Source organism: Desulfoferula mesophila (genome assembly GCF_037076455.1).
Classification (GTDB): domain Bacteria; phylum Desulfobacterota; class Desulfarculia; order Desulfarculales; family Desulfarculaceae; genus Desulfoferula; species Desulfoferula mesophila.
Genome location: NZ_AP028679.1, coordinates 792,866 through 810,209, shown reverse-complemented (window position 1 = coordinate 810,209; position 17,344 = coordinate 792,866). Strand labels below are relative to the sequence as shown.

At 65.3% G+C, this 17,344-nt stretch carries 15 protein-coding genes and 2 riboswitches; all 15 genes read right to left on the bottom strand.

Annotated elements, in window-relative coordinates; translation table 11 throughout:
• Nucleotides 1-228: 228 nt before the first annotated feature.
• The 15 genes from AACH32_RS03585 to AACH32_RS03520 all read right to left on the bottom strand — a co-directional run bounded on the left by AACH32_RS03585 (nt 229) and on the right by AACH32_RS03520 (nt 17,249).
• The gene (locus AACH32_RS03585; RefSeq protein WP_338605407.1) at nt 229-2,091 is read right to left on the bottom strand and encodes a TonB-dependent receptor plug domain-containing protein; all 1,863 of its coding nucleotides are present in this window, start codon (nt 2,089-2,091) and stop codon (nt 229-231) included.
• Between the two features lie 34 nt (nt 2,092-2,125).
• Nucleotides 2,126-2,246, bottom strand: a riboswitch (cobalamin riboswitch).
• A gap of 181 nt (nt 2,247-2,427) precedes the next feature.
• Nucleotides 2,428-2,612, bottom strand: a riboswitch (cobalamin riboswitch).
• A gap of 35 nt (nt 2,613-2,647) precedes the next feature.
• Nucleotides 2,648-4,162, bottom strand: a complete 1,515-nt coding sequence (locus AACH32_RS03580; protein WP_338605406.1) for a cobyric acid synthase — start codon at nt 4,160-4,162, stop codon at nt 2,648-2,650.
• Between the two features lie 39 nt (nt 4,163-4,201).
• Nucleotides 4,202-5,512 (bottom strand): cyclic nucleotide-binding domain-containing protein, encoded by a 1,311-nt coding sequence (locus AACH32_RS03575; RefSeq protein WP_338605405.1) that lies wholly within the window; start codon nt 5,510-5,512, stop codon nt 4,202-4,204.
• A gap of 183 nt (nt 5,513-5,695) precedes the next feature.
• Complete coding sequence (locus AACH32_RS03570) at nt 5,696-6,268, bottom strand: nitroreductase family protein (RefSeq protein ID WP_338605404.1); 573 nt, start codon at nt 6,266-6,268, stop codon at nt 5,696-5,698.
• 25 nt (nt 6,269-6,293) lie between these two features.
• Complete coding sequence (locus AACH32_RS03565) at nt 6,294-7,937, bottom strand: class I adenylate-forming enzyme family protein (RefSeq protein WP_338605403.1); 1,644 nt, start codon at nt 7,935-7,937, stop codon at nt 6,294-6,296.
• Between the two features lie 2 nt (nt 7,938-7,939).
• The gene (locus AACH32_RS03560; RefSeq protein ID WP_338605402.1) at nt 7,940-8,686 is read right to left on the bottom strand and encodes an ABC transporter ATP-binding protein; all 747 of its coding nucleotides are present in this window, start codon (nt 8,684-8,686) and stop codon (nt 7,940-7,942) included.
• Nucleotides 8,679-9,458: an ABC transporter ATP-binding protein gene (locus tag AACH32_RS03555; RefSeq protein ID WP_338605401.1), complete on the bottom strand. Its 780-nt coding sequence runs from the start codon at nt 9,456-9,458 to the stop codon at nt 8,679-8,681. The genes AACH32_RS03560 and AACH32_RS03555 overlap by 8 nt, the downstream gene beginning before the upstream one ends.
• A 1-nt stretch (nt 9,459) precedes the next feature.
• Nucleotides 9,460-10,482 (bottom strand): branched-chain amino acid ABC transporter permease, encoded by a 1,023-nt coding sequence (locus tag AACH32_RS03550; RefSeq protein WP_338605400.1) that lies wholly within the window; start codon nt 10,480-10,482, stop codon nt 9,460-9,462.
• 2 nt (nt 10,483-10,484) lie between these two features.
• Nucleotides 10,485-11,351 carry a branched-chain amino acid ABC transporter permease gene (locus tag AACH32_RS03545; RefSeq protein WP_338605399.1) on the bottom strand — a complete coding sequence of 289 codons (867 nt, stop codon included), beginning with the start codon at nt 11,349-11,351 and terminating at the stop codon, nt 10,485-10,487.
• A gap of 82 nt (nt 11,352-11,433) precedes the next feature.
• A complete protein-coding gene (locus AACH32_RS03540; protein WP_338605398.1) occupies nt 11,434-12,711 on the bottom strand; it encodes an ABC transporter substrate-binding protein in 1,278 nt (425 codons plus the stop codon).
• The gene (locus tag AACH32_RS20835; protein WP_350341532.1) at nt 12,695-12,913 is read right to left on the bottom strand and encodes a helix-turn-helix domain-containing protein; all 219 of its coding nucleotides are present in this window, start codon (nt 12,911-12,913) and stop codon (nt 12,695-12,697) included. The genes AACH32_RS03540 and AACH32_RS20835 overlap by 17 nt, the downstream gene beginning before the upstream one ends.
• A gap of 203 nt (nt 12,914-13,116) precedes the next feature.
• On the bottom strand, nt 13,117-14,475 hold the full coding sequence (locus AACH32_RS03535; protein WP_338605397.1) for a sigma-54-dependent transcriptional regulator: 1,359 nt from the start codon (nt 14,473-14,475) through the stop codon (nt 13,117-13,119).
• Complete coding sequence (locus AACH32_RS03530) at nt 14,463-16,034, bottom strand: ATP-binding protein (RefSeq protein WP_338605396.1); 1,572 nt, start codon at nt 16,032-16,034, stop codon at nt 14,463-14,465. The genes AACH32_RS03535 and AACH32_RS03530 overlap by 13 nt, the downstream gene beginning before the upstream one ends.
• 259 nt (nt 16,035-16,293) lie before the next feature.
• The gene (locus AACH32_RS03525) at nt 16,294-16,839 is read right to left on the bottom strand and encodes a hypothetical protein (protein ID WP_338605395.1); all 546 of its coding nucleotides are present in this window, start codon (nt 16,837-16,839) and stop codon (nt 16,294-16,296) included.
• Nucleotides 16,836-17,249: a hypothetical protein gene (locus AACH32_RS03520; RefSeq protein WP_338605394.1), complete on the bottom strand. Its 414-nt coding sequence runs from the start codon at nt 17,247-17,249 to the stop codon at nt 16,836-16,838. The genes AACH32_RS03525 and AACH32_RS03520 overlap by 4 nt, the downstream gene beginning before the upstream one ends.
• Between the last annotated feature and the right edge of the window lie 95 nt (nt 17,250-17,344).

The following is a 17,344-nucleotide window of genomic DNA, read 5'->3' as shown; positions in this document are numbered from 1 at the left end:
ATTCCCTTTAAGGGTCACGAGTCCGATCGTCAACCTTTTCAGGCCGTTATTCTGTGTAAAGTGTACGGGGTCATGCCGGGCAAGACAAGGCCGTACTTGGGGGCGAGCGCAAAAGGGAATTTCCAGCGGGCAAGACGGGCGCCCCATTTGCCACGGGCGCGCGTGGGATGCCTTCCGCGGCGGACCCCAAGGCGCATGGGCCCGCCGCGAAAGGCGTTGGAGGGCTGTCTAGAAGTCGGCGCGCAGGCCGATAAAGCCGCTGAGGCCCAGGGTAGTGTAGTCTTGGATCTCCACGTAGTCCTCGTCGGTCAAGTTGACCACGTTGCCGTACACGCTGAGCCAATTGGTGATCTTGTAGGTGGCCGCTGCGTTGACGGTGACGTAGGGGTCCAACTCGGTGGTGTTGGCCGCGTCGGCGTAGCGGTTGCCCACGTACAAGGCCCATACCCTGATGTTGAGGCGGTCGCCCATGAGCGGCAAGCGCACGCCCAGGGTTCCCTTGTCCCGGGGATCGTAGGCCAGCTCCTTGCCGGTGGCCTCGTCCTGGGCGTCGGTATAGGTCCAGGAGAAGTCCGCCGACAGCCAGGACAGCAGGTTGGCCCTGGCGTAGAACTCCACGCCCTGGCTTTTCACCTGGTCCAGGTTCTGATAGGTCCAGGTGTTCATGTCAAAGTTGATCAGGTCGTCGGTCTGGATGTTGAAGTAGGTCAGCCCCAGCTCGATGCGCTTGTTCCACAGCATCTGCACCACGCCCAGGTCCCAGCCCTTGCTGGTCTCCGGGCTCAGGTCCTGGTCGCCGTAGGGGCTGTAGAGCTGGTATAGGCTGGGGGCCTTGAAACCGGTGCCGTAGGTCCCCTTGAAGGTGGTATCGCTGACCGCGATGGTGTAGGAGGCGCCTACCCGCCAGGTGGTTTTGTTGTCGAAGTGTTCGTAGTCGTCGTTACGCACCCCGCCCAACAGGTACAGGCCTTCCAGCACCTTCAGCTGGTCTTGCAGGTAGAAGCTCAGGGTGTCCATCGACTGCTCGGGCAGGCTGTCCCAAACCGTGCTGTACTCGCCCTGCTCCCGCTGCCAGTTCACTCCCAGGGTCAAGGTGTTGATGTCCTTGTAGAGCAGGTTGTTCAGCCACTGGGCGGTGGTGATATAGGACTTGTAGGTGGAGTCGTCGCTGTAGTCGTTGTCCACCGAACCATAGGAGAAGGTCAGCTTCTGGTTCCACCAAGAGACGGGCGAGTTGGTCAAGCCCAGGATGCCGGTGTAGGCCTCGGTGGTCATGCTGTCCGGGGTATCGACGAATTGTCCGTTGACCCAGCCGTCGTAGTCGGTGTCGGCCTTGTTGTAATAGCCGATGAAGTAGACCTCGGTGTTGTCGTTGATGTCGAAGCCGAAGCGCCCGTTGAACTGATAGGCGTTGTAGGGGTCGTCCTCGCTGCCGCTTTTGGCCTTGGAGACGCCGTCGGTGCTGATGCCCCCGCCGCTGAGCATGAAATTGAAGCGGTCGATCTGACCCTGGGTGCCCGCGGTACCCTGCCAGGTGTTGTAGGAGCCGTAACCGGCCGAGGCCCAGCCGGTAGGCGCGCCCTGGCCGCGCTTGGTGATGATGTTGACCACGCCGGCCATGGCGTCGGAGCCGTACAGGGTGGATTGCGGGCCCTGCACCACCTCCACCTGGGAGATGCCGCCGGTGAGCAGGTTGGCCATGTCATAGGAGCCGTTGGTGCTGATGGGGTCGCCCAGGCGCACGCCGTCGAGCATGAGCATGGTCTGCCCGGACTGGGTGCCGCGCATGCTCAGGCTGGTGACCCCGCCAAAGGGGCCGTTGCTGCGGATGTAGAGGCCGGGCACGTCGCGCAGGGCGTCGGGCAGGCTCCACTGGGCCTTTTCGGTGATTTCCTGGTCGGTAACCACGAAAGTGGTGGAGGGAACCTTGTTGATGTTCTCCTCGGTGGTGGTGGCGGTTACCACCATCTCGCTCTGCTTGATCGCCTCGGTCTTGCCGTCCTCCTGGGAAGCGGCTTCCGCGGCCCAAGCAGGCGCGGCCTGGGCTGCCAGCAAGGCCAGCCCCGCCATCATAATCAGCGATTTCCTCATTACTTTCCTCCCTCGAGGTTCCTGGGCTGGATGGGTCTTCCGGCTCGGGGCTGCCTACCGGCCCGCCTTCCCATCGCGCAACGCGCAACAGTGGCATCTCGGGCTTTCGTTCCCCTCACGGCTGCGGGGCAGCGGGCGAATCTCACGCCACTTCCACGCATCCAGTCCGCTATGCCGGGAGGCCTTTGCCTCCCGTCAAGGCCCCGCTAGCCATTCGGGGCCGGCCATAAAAAAACCCCCGTTCCTTACGGAACGGAGGGACTGCACCCAGTTTGCTTGATCTCCCCTGCCGAAGCCAAGCGGCCAACGGGCCGCCGATGCCGATCACCGTCGGCAGATACTTCGGTAGAAACGGCAGGTCTTCTGGCTCCCGGATCATCCTTGGGCCGCGCCTTCCCACCGTTCTAATGAGCGGCAGTGGCCAGTGGCGACCCTTGTCCCCGGTTACAGCGGCGGGACCGCGACGGTATCACACCGTCTTCCCTATTAAGCCTCGCGGCGCCGTTTCCTCTATGTTGTCTTATCTCCTACGCCAGAGTCACACTTCCGTCAAGTTTTATTCGTTTTGCGGCTCCAGAAGGCCCTCCAGGTCCAAATACCGCTCAAGATGGTCCGCCAACAGGTCGAATTGCCGCTCCCTGAAGGCCGCGTAATCCCCCTTTTGCTCCGGCGCCGCGCCGCCGCGGGCCCAGGCCAGCACCGCCGCGCGCAGATCGTCGTTGTCCAGGATGCCGTGCAAATAGGTGCCCACCACCCGGCCATCCTCGCTCACCTGGCCCTCGTCGCGCCGCTCTTCGCGGCCCAGCACCTGGGTGAAGCGGAAGGCGGGGCGATCCGTCCCCCGGGCCTTGGTGCGCCCCATGTGGATTTCATAGCCGCTCACCTCTCCGGGCACCGCGAACGGCAGCCCCGAGGCGCAGGCAGCTTGCACCCTGGTGGTGGTCTTGTCCCCGGCCATCACCGTGGTCACCGGCAACAGCCCCAGGCCCTGCTCCGCACCGGGCGGCCCCTCCACCCCCTGGGGGTCGGCGATCTCCCGGCCCAAAAGCTGATACCCGCCGCACAGGCCCAGCACCTTGCCTCCCAGCCGGTGGAAGTCCCGCACGGCCTCGAACAGCCCGCCGGCGCGCAGGCGACCCAGGGCGGCCAGGGTGTTCTTGGTGCCCGGCAGGATAAGAAGATCCAGCCCGGCCAGTTCCTCGGGGCGCTCCAGCCAAGAAAGCTGCACCCCCTCGGTGGCGGCCAGGGCGTCGAAATCGGTGTAGTTGCTGATGTGGCTCAGGCGCACCACCCCCACCCGCACCGACCCGGCCCGGCCCCCCAGCTCGCCGCGCTCCAGGGCCACCCCGTCCTCCTGGGGCAGCATGATGTGCTCGAAGCGAGGCACCAGGCCCAGCACCGGCACCTTGCCCTTGCGGGCGATGTAGTCCATGCCCTCGCTGAACAGGGAAGGGTCGCCGCGGAACTTGTTGATCACCACCCCGGCCATCATCTTGCGCTCGCCGGGGGTCATCAGCCTGAGGGTGCCCAGCACCTGGGCGAAAACCCCGCCGGTGTCGATGTCCGCTGCCAGGATCACCTTGGCCCCGGCCCGGCGGGCCATGGGCAGGTTCACCAGGTCGTGGCGCTTGAGGTTCACCTCGGCGCAGGAGCCCGCCCCTTCCAGGATCACCAGCTGATGGCGGGCGGCTAGGCGGCGAAAGGCCTGCATCACCGTGCGCACCAGGCGCGGCTTGAGCTGGTAATAATCGATACCCGCCAAATTGCCCAAGGGGCGGCCCATGAGCACCACCTGGGAGGCGGTCTGCCCGCCCGGTTTGAGCAGGATGGGGTTCATGTCCACCGAGGGCTCCAGCCCGGCGGCCTGGGCCTGGGCCACCTGGGCCCGGCCTATCTCGTGTCCCTGAGGGGTGATGCCCGAGTTGAGGGCCATGTTCTGGGCCTTGAAGGGGGCCACGTCGATGCCTCGGCGCTGGAACACCCGGCACAGGCCCATGACCAGCACGCTCTTGCCCACGTGGCTGCCGGTGCCGGCCACCATGATGGGCCGGTATTTGATTGCGGGGTTCACGGCAGCGCCGGGAATGGGAGTCGGGTCGTCACGGTCTGGTTATTCCTTGGACGGCGCGAGGTTCAGCTTGATCAGCTCCGCATGATCCAGGTCGTAGCGCTTTTGCAAAACCTTGGGGTCCAGGCCCAACAGCAGCCAACCCAGGTCCTTGCCTTGATAGCTCAGGGGGAAGGCCATGAGCAACTCTTCCCAACTGCCGCTGTCGCCCTGGCCCTGGTGGAAGACCTTGAGCACCCGGTGCTGGTCCTTACTTTCGCCTTCAAAGGGGATGTGACCGTAGCTGGCGCCCGGCTTTTGGGCCTCGTCCGCCCCCTTGGGATAATAGGCCTCCAAGACCTTTTTGGCGGGATCGAGCACCACCACCCCGGTGAGCGGCAGCCCGCCATCCGAGGGGGTGGCGAAAAAGCGGCGCAGCAGATCCTCGCCCCGGTCCAGGTTGCCCTTGGCCAGATCCTCGGCCAAAAGGGAGCGCAGCAACAGGTGGTCCCGGCTAATCTGCATGCGGAAGGTTTCGTGCAACTGGGTTTCCTGGTTGCTTTGAGTGATCAGGTAGGGATATACCGCCATGCCCACCACGCAAAGCACCAGGGCGGCCAGGGCGGCGATGAGCCAGACGCGCAGGCGGCGCATGCGGAGCTTGAGACGCTCCACCGCGGTCACGTCGCGCCCTACCAAAAGCAGGCCCTTGAAATCCTGTTGGGCGTCATAGAGGGCGCTGAAGCTCAGGGAAACGAAGCGGGAGCCGCTTTGGGGATGCTGGCAGCATACCACCTGCTCCTGGCAAGGCTCCCCTCCCCGCACCTGGCAGGCCATCTCGCGCACCAGATGCCCCTGGTCGAAAAGCTCGTCCATGGGGCGGTGGCCCGCCTGCTGCCAATCGCGGCCGTAGAGCTCCGAGGCCGCCCGGTTCAGGGCGGTCACCTTGCCCGTTTGGTCGGTGAGCACCACCGCGTCGGGCAGCATGTCGCAGAACTCCTTGAGCCCGAAGAGCTGGTCGTTGGTGGCTTCCAAACGTTGGGCCAGGACCTGGGCCATGTTCTTGCCCAGCCGGGGGAATTGCTGCAAAAACTGGCCGATGTCTCCGCGGGGCACCTGCAGGGCCTTGCCCTGGCTGCGGGCCCGGATGGAGGCGGTGCGCTTGTCGCCCGTCAAAAAGGACATCTCACCGAAAACCGCCTCGGGCCCGGAGAGGATGCTGATGACCTGGTCGCCCTTGAGCACGTCCAGCTCGCCCTCCAGCAACACGTAGAGGTCCTGGGACTCGTCGCCCTCCAAAAAGATGGTCTGCCCCTTCTGAAAGGCGATCAGATAGCGTTCCAGCCGGGGATCGTTTTCATATGCTTCGATCATGTCACGCTCTTATGCCAAAGAAAGGGCCCAGGGCCGCCGTTGCCGAGACCCGCATCAGGGGCGACCTGCTTACCAGCTTAGATTAACCCCGCCAAGGGCGTAACACAAGGCCACCCGGCCGGCAACGAAAACGGGCCCGCCCCTTGGCAACGGAGGCGGGCCCGCAGAAAATCAAGCTCGGGCTTATTGGCCGTAGAAGTCGCGGAACACCTTGGGGTCCTTGCGGGGCGGGGCCTTGGGCTCCTCGTCCGGCACGCCCAGGGGAATTATGCCCGCCACCTCCAGGCCCTCGGGCGCGCCCAAGGCCCGGGCCATGTCCTTGGGGTCGAAAAAGGTGAGCCACAGGCTGCCCAGTCCCTGCTCGGTGGCGGCCAGCATGAGGTTTTGCACCGCCGCCGAGGCCGCGGCCAGGGCGCCCTGGCTCTGGCCGAAATAGACGCCCAGGCCCGCCTTTTGGGGATCGAACAACACCGCCACGTACACCGGGGCCTGGTCCAGATAGGCGAAGCTGTATTTGCCCGCCCAGCCGGGGCCGCCTCCGTCCGCCACCGCCTGTTGGGAAGCCAGGCACAGCTGATTGACCTTGGCCTTGGCCTCGGGGCCGCGGATGACCACGAAGGACCAGGGCTGCTGGTGCAGGGGGCTGGGGGCCCACACCGCCGCCTGTATGAGCGCGTTCACCTGCTCGTCGCTCACCGGATCGCCCTTGAAGGCCCGCACGCTGCGCCGCCCTTGGATGGCTTGCATCAACTCCATGGTTCCCTCTCCCTTGCGCCGTGTTTCAAGCGGTCTTTTCCTTTTCCTGGCGGCGGCGCTCCTCGTCGCGAATCTCGCGGCGCAGGAGCTTGCCCACCTTGGACTTGGGCAACATATCCCGGAACTCTATGTAGGACGGCACCTTGTAGCCGGCCAGGCGGTCGCGGCAGAAGCGGATGAGCTCGGTGGCTCCCACCCCCTTGGCGTCATCCTTCATCACCACGATGGCCTTGATGCGCTCGCCCACCTTCTGATCCGGCACTCCCACCACGCAGGCCCCCACCACCACGGGGTGGTCCTGGAGCACCGCCTCGATCTCCGAGGCGCTGACCCGGTAGCCCTTGTGCTTGAGGATGTCGGCCGAGCGCTCCACGTAGTAGATCTGCCCGTCCTCGCCCTGCTTCACGAAGTCGCCGGTGCGGTAGTAGATCTCGCCGTCCAGTTCCACAAAGGCGGCGGCGGTCTCCTCGGGCTTGTTGAGATAGCTCTTCATGGCGTGGTCGCTGGTGACCAACAGCTCGCCCAGCTCGCCGGGCGGGGCCGGCTCCAGGCTGTCGGGCTCCACCAAAAGCACCCGGCGGCTGGTCAGCGGCACCCCGATGCTCATGGCCGGGGGCTCTCCGGCGTCGATGCGGCTGTAGGTCACGTGGCCCGCCTCGGTGGAGCCGTAGACCTGGTAGATGGGCGAGCCCACCCGCTGTTTCCAGCGGGCCAGCACCTCCCGGGGCAGCACGTCGCCGCCGCAGTAACAGTATTTCAGCGAGCTGAGGTCGTAGAAGTGCTGGCGGTCGTTCTCCAGGATCATGCGGTACAGGGCGGGCACCCCCAGCATCCAGCGCACCTTGTAACGCTGGATGGCTTCCAGGATGGCGTCCACCTGGGGCTGGGGCATGAGCACCGTGGTATTGCCCTGGTTGAGCCCCAGGGCCATCATCAGGCCCAGGGCCATGATGTGGAACAGGGGGTTGATGGCGATGTACACGTCCTGGCCGGGCCGCACGTGCCCCTCCAAGACGTCGTGCATCACGTCGGCCACGTAGGAGCAGTGGCCCCAGTGGTTGCCCGGCACCCCCTTGGGAAAGCCGGTGGTGCCGCCGGTGTAGAGGATGTAGGAGAGGTCGGTGACCGGGTCCAGCTCCACCTGGGGCGGATCGGGCGGCGCGGCCAGAACCTTCTTGAACCACACCGTCTCCGGCCCGCCCTTCACCGTGCCGGTGGGGGCCTTGTCGAATAGGGAGGCCACCGCCCGCTTCAGCGGCGAGACCAGGTCCAACAGGCTGGTGACGATGATGGTCTCCAGGCTGCTGCCCTCGAATATCTCGGCCACGTAGCCGTAGTTGGTGTCGTGGCAGATGATGGCCTTGGCCCCGGAGTCCTCAACCATGTAGGCGATCTCGTGGCTGGTGTAGATGGGCGAGACCAGCACCACCGCCGCGCCGATCTTCTGGGTGGCCAGCCAGGCGATGACCAGTTGGGGACTGTTGTTGAGATACAGCAGCACCCTCTCGCCCCGGCCGATGCCCCGCCGGGCCAGGCCGGTGGCGAAGCGGTCCACCATCTCCTTCAGCTTGGCGTAGGTGAAACGCTGGCCCAGGAAGATGAGGGCCGCGTTGTGGGGATACTTTTGGGCCGCCTGCTCGAAGCGGGTGTAGGTGTATTCCGCCTGCATGCTCACGCCCCGAAGTAGGCCGACTTGACGTCGGGGTTGTTCATCAGTTCATCCTTGTCGCCCTCCACCACCGCCGAGCCGTTCTCCAGGATGTAGCCGTAGTCGATGATGGGCATGATGGGCCGGGCGTATTGCTCGGCCACGATGATGGCCACCCCCCGCTCGTCGGCGATCTCCTTGATGGACTTGGCCAGCCAATACTGGATCGCCGGGGACAGGCCCAGCAGGGGCTCGTCCAACAGCAAGAGCTTGGGCTGGGCCATGAGGGCCCGGCCGATGGCCAGCATCTGTTGCTCGCCGCCGGAGAGGAAGCCGCCCAGGCGGTGCTTGATCTTGGTCAGCGGCGGGAAGATCTTGAACACGTACTCCAGGGTCTCGGCCGCCTGGGAGGGCTTGGCCAGGTAGCCGCCGATCTTCAGGTTCTCGATGACCGAGCTCTCCGGGAATATGCGCCGCCGCTCGGGGCAAAGGATTATGCCCGCCTTGGCCCGGCGCGAGGGCTTGTCGTGCATGATCTCCCGGCCGTGAAAGTTGATGCTGCCCCTGAGGGTGATGCGCTCGCCGCCGGCCATCTCCTCTTTTTTGGCGATGTCCTCCATGATGCCGCTCAGGGTGTACATCAGGGTGGACTTGCCCGCGCTGTTGGCCCCGAACACGCCCACGATCTGGTTGTCGCCACAGGCCAGGCTGACGTTGTTCAGGGCCAGCATGTTTTCGTAGAAGACCATCAGGCCCAGGGCCTCAAACATAGCTGAAGACCTCCTCGGAGCCGAAATAGGCTTCCTTGACCTCTTTGTTTTCCATGACCTCGGCCGGGCTGCCCTCGGCGATCTTGGCCCCGAAGTTCAAAACCATCACCCGGTTGGCCAGGCGGAACAGCTCGCGCAAACGGTGCTCCACCATGATCAGGGTGATGCCCTCCATCTGCAGCTTTTCCATCAAGGGCACCATGGAGGCCATCTCGCTCATGGACAGGCCGGAAAACACCTCGTCGCAGATGATCACCTCGGGCCTGAGCGCCAGGCAGCGGGCCAGCTCCAGGCGCTTCAAATAGCCGGTGGGCAGGCTGGAGGCGGTCTTGTAGGGCACGTAGGACTCGCGCTCGAAGCCGATCTCCTCCAGGATGTCCACCGCTACCGTGTCGCGTGAGCCCATGCGCCCCCCGCCCCGCCAGCCGCCGGTGCGCCGGGCCCTTGGGCTGAACAGGGGCACGATGAGGTTCTTGTAGGCGGGCAGGCTGAAATAGGGGCGCATCACCTGGAAGGTGCGGGTGAGCCCTTGGTCGGCGATCTTGTGGGGGGCCTTGCCCACCAGGTTCTTGCCCTTGTAGAGCACCTGGCCGTTGTCGGCCCGCACGAAGCCGGTGATCACGTTGACCAGAGTGGTCTTGCCGCTGCCGTTGGGCCCGATCACCCCCAGGATGTCGCCGGGCATCAGGTCGAAGCTCACCTCGGTCAGGGCCTTGACCCCGCCGAAGGTCTTGTTCACGTCGCGCACGGAAAGGATGGGCTCGTCGGCCATGCTAGATCTCCACCCAGTGCTCGAACTGGTTGTACTTGCGGCTGCCGTAGCTCATCAGCCCCTCGCTCTTGAACACGATGAAGCCCATGAGGATCAGGGCGTAGACCGCGACCCGGAGAGTGCCGAAGTCCCGCAGAAGCTCGGAGATGGGCACCAGGATCAGGCAGCCGATCACCGGCCCGGCCAGGGTGCCGCCCCCGCCCACCACCGTGGCTGCGATGGGGATGATGGAAAAGTCCAGGGCGAACTGGCTGATGCCCGCCCACATGTAGATGTGGGCCAACGAGGCCCCGCCCAGGCAGCCCAACGAGGAGGCGATGAACACCCCCAGCGCCTTATAGGTGGTGATGTCGATGCCGCTGGCTTTCACCGCCTGGTCGTTGTCCTTTACCCCGCGGAACACCAGGCCCACGTCCTCGTTGACCAGCCGCCGGAGAGCGAACAGGACCAGGAGCAGGCAGATGATCAGCACGTACATCTCGCTCCAGCGGTTGGGAAAACCGTCCAGGCCCATGATGCCGTCGGTGCCTCCGAAAACGTCAAAGGCCTCGATGAGCCGGGCGGCCAGCAGGGGAAACATCAGGCTGACGATGGCGAAGTAGACCCCCCTGAGCGGCAGGCAGGGCCAGAGCAGCACGGTGCACACCCCGCCCCCCAACACCGTGGCCAGGGGGATGGTGGCCCAAATGGGCAGGCCCATCTCGGTGTTCAGCAGGGCCGAGATATAGGCCCCCACCCCGATGTAGAGCGCCCCGCCCAGGCTGACCAGGCCCACGTAATGGGCCAGGAAATCGAAGCCTATGGCCAAAAGGGAATAGATGCAGATGATGGTGAGCACCTTTTGCCAATAGGGCGAGGGCATGAGCACCAGGGGCATGACGAGCAGACCCACGATCAACAACAGGCGCGGCCCCAAAAGGAAGGCCATCTCCCGCCAGGAGGCCACGGCGTAGACCCCGTCGGAGCGCACCTTGACCCCGCGGTCCAGACGTTCCTTGCGCCTTGATTCTTGTGCCTTGGCCATGGCTAGACCCTCTCTTCCAGTTCTTTTTGTTTGCCGAACAGGCCCGAGGGCCGAAGGATCAGGGTGAGGATGATGGCCAGGATGGCCACCACCACCTGGAAGTGGGCCCCCAGGTAGACCGTGGTGAGGATCTGGGCGAAGCCGATGACGAAGCTGGCCAGGATGGCCCCGGTCCAGGAGCCCAGGCCGCCCACGATGCACACGGCCACGGCCATGATCAGCACGTGATAGCCGGCCTCCACCACGATGCTGCCCAGGGGCAGCAGGATCAGGGCGGCCACCGCCGCGCTCAGCGAGCCCAGGGCCATGGAGGCCACGGCCATGCGGTCGCTGTCTATGCCCAGGGTCAGGGCGGCCCGCTCGTCCTGGGCCATGCCCTTGAGCGCCAGGCCCAAACGGGTGTGATTGACGAAGAAATAGAGTAGGCCCACCAGCAAGGCGCCCAGCACCACCACCAGGATGCGCTGGAAATCCACCGACACGCCCAAGAGGTCCACGCTGCCCTCCAGAAAGGCGGACAGGGTGAAGGTGCCGCCCTTGAGCCCGCCCCAGCGCAGGCCTTCCAAAATAGCCAGGCCGATGGCGTAGGAGGCGATGATCTCGCTGATGGACATGCCCCGGATGCGCACCAGGATGAGCTGGTACATGGCCCCGCCCACCACGGCCACAAAGGCCAGGGCCAGGGCGATGGCCAGGATATAAGGCAGGCCCAGCCGATTGAGCAACAACCAGCAGATGTAGCCGGCCAGCACGTACAGGGCGCCATGGGCGAAGTTGGGCAGGCGGCTGACCCCGTAGACCAGGGTGAAGCCCAAGGCCATCAGGGCCAGGGTGGCGCTGTTGATGAACCCGTAGATCAATATGTCCATATGAGCTTATGCCCTTGCTTGAGGCGCACCGGCCCGGTCTAGTGGGCCGGTGCGCCGTGGGTTCATAAGGTGCGGGCCAAAGCTACTTGCCAGCCTTCATCCAGGGAGGCAGCAGAATCTTGCCGGTGGCGATCTTGGGCGGGAACACCACCACCCGCTTGCCCTTCTGCCATTGGAAGATGGTGCCCACCGCGCCCTCCTTGGGGTCTATCGAGGGGATGATCTGGTGGGACTTGGGATCGAAGCGGATGCGCCCGTACACGCCCATCATGTCGGTCTGCTCGATGGCCTTGGCCACCTTGTCGGAGTTGAGGGTGCCCGCCCGCTCGATGGCGTCCTTGAGCACGTAGACGGCCATGTAGCTGGAGGAGGTGCCGTAGCCCTCGGGCTCCACGCCGTACTTCTTCTGGTAGGCGTTGACGAACTTCATGGTCCAGGGAGTGGCGTTGCTGGGGGCGTTGCCCGCGTTGACCACGCTGGCCAGGGTGTACTCACCCTTGCCCTCGGTGGCCTTCCAGAAACCGGGCTGCTCGGCCGCCGCCAGCACCGTGCCGAAGGGCAGGGCCGGGACCTTCATGTCGTACCACTGCTTGAGCAGGACGGCGCTCTCGGGCATGTCCATGGCCAGCACCAGCACCTGGGCGCCCTTTTTCTTGGCCTCCACCAGGCCCATCGAATAATCAGTGGTGCCCGTGGGGTAGACGTTGTGGCCCATCACCTGCCAGCCCTGCTTGGTCATGATCTTGCCGATGAGATCACCCAGGGCGCGGGCCCAGGCCACGTCCTGGACCATGATGTACATGCTCTTTAGCTTGTACTCCTTGCCCACGGCCACCAGGGCCGGGATCATCTCGCCCTTGAGCATCCACACCACTTCGCCGGAGATGCGGAACAGGTACTTGAACTTCTCGGGGTTCTTGGCCACCGTGGCGTGGTATTTGGGGGTCAGGGCCCCGGTGGTGAGGATGGAGATCATCTTGTGCTTGCTTAAAAGAGCCATGGCCGCCAGGGCCGCCTCGGAGCGCACCGGGCCGCCGATGAGGAAGTTGGCGTGCTTTTCCAGGATGAGCTTTTCCACCCCCATCAGGGCCTCGCTCACCGGCACGCCGGGCTCCAAATCGCGCGTGTCGATAACCTCCACCTTGAAGGGGCGCATCTCGCCGCCCACCTTCACCCCGCCGGCGGCGTTGATCTCCTCCACCGCCAGCTTGACCGCCCGCTCGGCGTCCCAGCCATAGAGGAAGGCGGTGGACAAGGGGCAACCGATCACGATGGGATCGGCGGCCAGGGCCGCGCCGGCCGGCACCAACAGGGCCAGCATCGCCGCCAGCGCCACGAACAACCTAAGTTTCTTTTTCATGCTTCCACCCTTGTTTGGGTTCAGACAAAGACCGCTTTCCCTCCCCGGACGGCGGGGTCTCCGATTGGCGCAGCAAGTTGCTCAAGGCCGCCGGAGTGATTCCCAGGATGCGGCTGGCCTGCTCCAGGTCACCCTTGGTGTGGGCCAGCACTTTGCGGATATATCTTTGGCGTGCGTCTTGTAGGGTTCGGGTCTGGTTCATGCACGTTCACCGAATAGTGATGGATCTGCACACTTGCTGTGCTGCAAGGCCCGTGCCGGGACAGGCCTCCGGGGTGTGATCGTCCCAAGGCCCCGCTATCATGGACAAATGGGCCCAATGCCCCGGCCGGTGCGCGAAGGCGGTCAGCGGCGCTGGAAAAGGGCTTTACCGGGGGGCTGGAAAAGGGCTTTCCAGGTGGGGGATCAGACCGGGCGTTTGAGGCCGTAGCGGGCCATGCGTTTGCGCAGGGTGGGGCGCGACATGCCCAGGGAGCGGGCGGCGGCGGAGATGTTCCATTCGGTCTGGTCCAGGGTGCTGGCGATATGCTCCTGCTCCATCTCGTCCAGACTGCGCAGGGCCGCCTCGGGGGGAAGCGCCGCCCCGGCGGCGTCCAGGGCCGCGTCCACCGCCTCGGCCAACAACACCGCCCCGCGCGACTCCAGGGCCGCCTTGGTCAGCACGTTGCGTAGCTCGCGCACGTTGCCCGGCCAGGGATGGGCCCTCAGGCGCTCCAAGGCCGCCTCTTCCACCCGGCTCACCCGGGTGTTGAGCTCCCGGTTTATCTGGAACAGAAAAAACTGCACCAGCTCGGGCAGGTCGGCCAGGCGCCGCCGCAAGGGAGGCACCTTGATGCTCACCACCTTGAGGCGGAACATCAGATCCTGGCGGAAGCTCTTGGCCTGGACCATGGCCTCCAGATCCTGGTTGGTGGCCGCGATGATGCGGGCCTGGGAGCGGTGCACCCGGTTGCTGCCCACCGGGGTGAACTCGCGGTATTCCAGAAACCTGAGCAGCTTGGCCTGCAAAGGCAGGGGCAGATCGCCCACCTCGTCAAAAAAAATGGTGCCTTTGCCGGCCAGCTCCAGGCGGCCCAGCTTGGTCTCCACCGCGCCGGTGAAAGCCCCCCGCTCGTGGCCGAACAGCTCCGACTCCAACAGGTTGTCCAGCAGGGTGGTGCAGTCCACGGTGACAAAGGGCTCCTCCCGGTTGGGCGAGGAGTCGTGGATCACCCGGGCGATCAGCTCCTTGCCGCAGCCGGTCTCGCCCATGATGAGCACCGAGGCCTGGTTGCGCGAGAGCAGGCCGATGGTCTTGTAGATGGCGTGCATGGCCGGGGTGTCGCCGATGATGCGGTTGCGCGGGTCCGGAGGCTGGTCGTGGCCCACCACCGGGCGGCTGTCCCGGGTAGCCACCGCGATGTGCATGGCCTTGTCCACCGCCCGGTCCAGCTCGTCCACCTTGATGGGCTTGCGCAGATAGTCGTAGGCCCCCAGGCGCATGGCCTCGATGGTGGTCTCCATGTCGTGGAAGGCGGTGATGACGATGACCTTGACCTCCGGGTCCTGGCGGGTGATGCGCGGCAACATCTCCAGGCCCGAGATGTCCGGCAGGCGCACGTCCAGAATGATCACCTGGGGCGAGATTTCCCGCCACAGGCGCAGGCCCTCCTCGCCGCTGCCCACGCTTTTCACCCGGCAGCCCTTTTCCTGCAGAAACATCTCCAGGGATTCGCGCAGGGCGTGGTCGTCCTCGATGAGCAGTATCTCGTTCAGCTTGTCCACGGCAGCCTCATCATGAAAGTTGCCCCCAGGCCGGGACGGCTCTTGACCAGCACCCGGCCCCCGTGGGCCTCCACCACCCTTTTGACGTTGCTCAGGCCCAGGCCGGTGCCGTGGGCCTTGTTGGTGGCAAAGGGAGCGAAAAGGTTCTCCTTGAGCTTGGGATCGATGCCCGGTCCGTTGTCGTGCACCCCCAGCTCGGCCCAGTCTTGCCGGTCTTGGGCCACCCGCCGGGTCCATACGGTGATGCGCCCCCCCGTCTCCACCGAATCGATGGCGTTGAGCAAGAGGTTCAACAGGGCCTGTTCGATCTTGTCCGGGTCCACCTCGGCCGGGGGCAGGCCCCGGGCGTGGCGCTGGTAGATACTGATCCCCTGGGCGTGCACCTTGCCGGCCAACAGATCCAGGCAGTCCTTGGCCACCTGGGGCAGATGGGACGGGCGGCGGTTCAGCTCCAGGGGCCGGGCCAGGTCCAAGAGCTCGCGCAGGATGTCCTCCAGGCGGGTCAGCTCCCGCACCGTAAGCTCCAGGCGGCGGCGGTCGAAGCCGTCCAGGTTCAGCTTCTGCTTGAGGATTAGCATGTTCAGGGTGCAGGTGGACAGGGGGTTGCGTATCTCGTGGGAAAGCGAGGCGGCCACCTTGCCCACGTAGGCCATGCGTTCGTGCCCCCGGATGGTGGCCTCCAGGGCCACCCGCTGACTGATGTCCCGGCACACCCCGATGGTCACCGGGCCCTGGCCCAGGTCCACCACCTTGAACTTGATCTCCGTGGCCGTCTGGTCGGCCGGGCAACCGGCCCGGTCGTACCCCAACTGCCCCCCGCCGGAGCGATGGGCCAAGGCCTCCCACACCGCGCCCATGACCAGGGGCCGGTCTTCGGGGGCCACGAAATCGGCGAACCGCCCCCCCACCACGCTCTCCAGGCCGGCCCCGTGCATCTGGCAAAAAGTCTGGTTGGCAAAGACGATGCGCTCTCCCTGGATGATGAAATATCCGTCGTTGATCTCGTCCACCAGGGTCTTGTAGCGCCGTTCGCTCTCGGCCAGCTCGGCGGTGCGGGCGTGCACCTGGCGCTCCAGCTGGTGGGCGTGCTGGCGCAGATAGCGCTCGTGCATGCCCTGGAAGCAGTCGGAAAAGCGGTGGATGGTGTAGGCCAGGCAGGCGTTGACGCGCGGCAGGCACTCGGGCAAATAGCCGGTCAGATCTCCCTGGCACAGGCGCTCCATCACCAACTCCCGGAACAGCTCAAAGGCCTTTTGCACGTCCGAAAGGGGAAAGCCCGCGTGCAGGCGCTTTTCGGTGATGAAGTCGATGAAGCGGTCCATGAGCCCCAGGTCGCCGCTTTCCAGGGCCTGCTGGTTGGCCCGGAAGGCCTCGGTCACCGTCTGATACAGCTCGGCGGTGGGGCGGCGGCGGTAGGAGGGCGACATCAGGGTGAGGCGTTCCACCCATTGGTCTATGATCTCGTCCCGCTGGCCCGCCAACCACCGCAGAAAGCGGGCATAGGTGTCCGCCGTTGCTTGGGGCGCGGCCAAGACCGGGGCATGGCTGGGTATGGGCATAAACTCCCAGGCAAGGGGTAACGCCAACCACGGCTTCCCCGCCCCACGTCGGCGGAGCGGAGAAAGACTGTTATGTCAACATGATCGCGTATGGCTGCCCGGCCGGAAGGTGGGGCGGCGCATCGCGGATGCATTCTGCCTTGGGAGCGGCAACGCGGTTTTCTCAGGATGGTGGGGACGGCCGGTGCGGGGCGCCGCCGCTTGTACTTTTGTAGCATACGCCACAGTCGGGGACAAGGAGGCAGAGACGGCGAAGGCTTTAGATCCAGCTCCGGTCGCCGTGGGCCATGAGCCAGCGGCCCACGAACTCCTCCCACAAGCGGCCCGCCTCCAGCTCCCGCCCCACCGCCCGGCGCAGGAGCAGCAGGTCGGCCTCGCCCAGGCGGGCGCACAGGTCGGGGCAGAAGAAGTTGAGGCAGATGCCGTAGCGGGCCGGGAGCTCACAGCCAAGCCGGCCGTTGAACAGGCAGTCGCCCGCCCGGCGGCGCTCCAGGGATGGCTCCACCCCCATCAGCAAATTGGCCAACAACAACAAGGGGTAATACCAATCTTCGGCCCCCTCGAAACAGCAGCTCACCCCGCCGTCCACCCCGGCGCACACCTCGCAGTCGGCAAAGACCAGCTTGGCCAGCATCAGGCCGTGGGAGCGCAGGATTTCCTGGTGGTACTCGCCCAGCAGGCGGGCCTGCTCGGGGTCCGTGGCCAGCTGCGGCCCGTGGGCTTCCAGGATGGCTCTGGCCTTGGCCAGGGCCGCCAGGGCCGTCGCCCCGGCGGGCGCGGTCCCGGCAATATTGCGTTCGCTCAAATCAGGCGCCAGTGCTGGTATTGGGAGAGGGATTTCTCGTATTCCTTGAGAAAGGCGCGGATGCCCACCACCTCCACCAGGGCGGTGCTGTCCAACTGGGCGTTGACCGCGTAGGCGTGGCCGTTGATGCGAAAGAAGAAGGCCGAGTGGTTGATGTAGCGCCGGTTGCTGTAGGTGATGATGCCCGCGTCCTTGAGGACTTCCCCGGCGCTGGCCCGGCGAAAGCCCAGGCCGCGCACCCCCCGGAGCAGCTTCACCTTGTCGATGCGGCCGCGCAGCTCGTCGCAACGGCTGCGGCTGACCAAAGCTTCCGCCGGGGGTGGGGCCAGTTCCCGGTAGATGAAGGCATTGATCACCGCGGTGGGGAAACATCCGTAGGGTGACACCTGGGTAGAAAATTTTCTACGCATGGCGGCAAGGCCCAGGCCGCGGTCCAGCGGATTTCGCCCCCAGGCGGGAAGCCGGGCTCCCAGCCCGGCCCGGCGAGCGCTTGACCGATAAAACG

Excerpts from the sequence above, each read along its gene's own strand:
- AACH32_RS03585 (WP_338605407.1), bottom strand. The coding sequence starts at position 2,091 with ATGAGGAAATCGCTGATTATGATGGCGGGGCTGGCCTTGCTGGCAGCC.
- AACH32_RS03575 (WP_338605405.1), bottom strand. The coding sequence starts at position 5,512 with ATGATCGAAGCATATGAAAACGATCCCCGGCTGGAACGCTATCTGATC.
- AACH32_RS03570 (WP_338605404.1), bottom strand. The coding sequence starts at position 6,268 with ATGGAGTTGATGCAAGCCATCCAAGGGCGGCGCAGCGTGCGGGCCTTC.
- AACH32_RS03565 (WP_338605403.1), bottom strand. The coding sequence starts at position 7,937 with ATGCAGGCGGAATACACCTACACCCGCTTCGAGCAGGCGGCCCAAAAG.
- AACH32_RS03560 (WP_338605402.1), bottom strand. The coding sequence starts at position 8,686 with ATGTTTGAGGCCCTGGGCCTGATGGTCTTCTACGAAAACATGCTGGCC.
- AACH32_RS03555 (WP_338605401.1), bottom strand. The coding sequence starts at position 9,458 with ATGGCCGACGAGCCCATCCTTTCCGTGCGCGACGTGAACAAGACCTTC.
- AACH32_RS03550 (WP_338605400.1), bottom strand. The coding sequence starts at position 10,482 with ATGGCCAAGGCACAAGAATCAAGGCGCAAGGAACGTCTGGACCGCGGG.
- AACH32_RS03545 (WP_338605399.1), bottom strand. The coding sequence starts at position 11,351 with ATGGACATATTGATCTACGGGTTCATCAACAGCGCCACCCTGGCCCTG.
- AACH32_RS03540 (WP_338605398.1), bottom strand. The coding sequence starts at position 12,711 with ATGAAAAAGAAACTTAGGTTGTTCGTGGCGCTGGCGGCGATGCTGGCC.
- AACH32_RS20835 (WP_350341532.1), bottom strand. The coding sequence starts at position 12,913 with ATGAACCAGACCCGAACCCTACAAGACGCACGCCAAAGATATATCCGC.
- AACH32_RS03530 (WP_338605396.1), bottom strand. The coding sequence starts at position 16,034 with ATGCCCATACCCAGCCATGCCCCGGTCTTGGCCGCGCCCCAAGCAACG.
- AACH32_RS03520 (WP_338605394.1), bottom strand. The coding sequence starts at position 17,249 with ATGCGTAGAAAATTTTCTACCCAGGTGTCACCCTACGGATGTTTCCCC.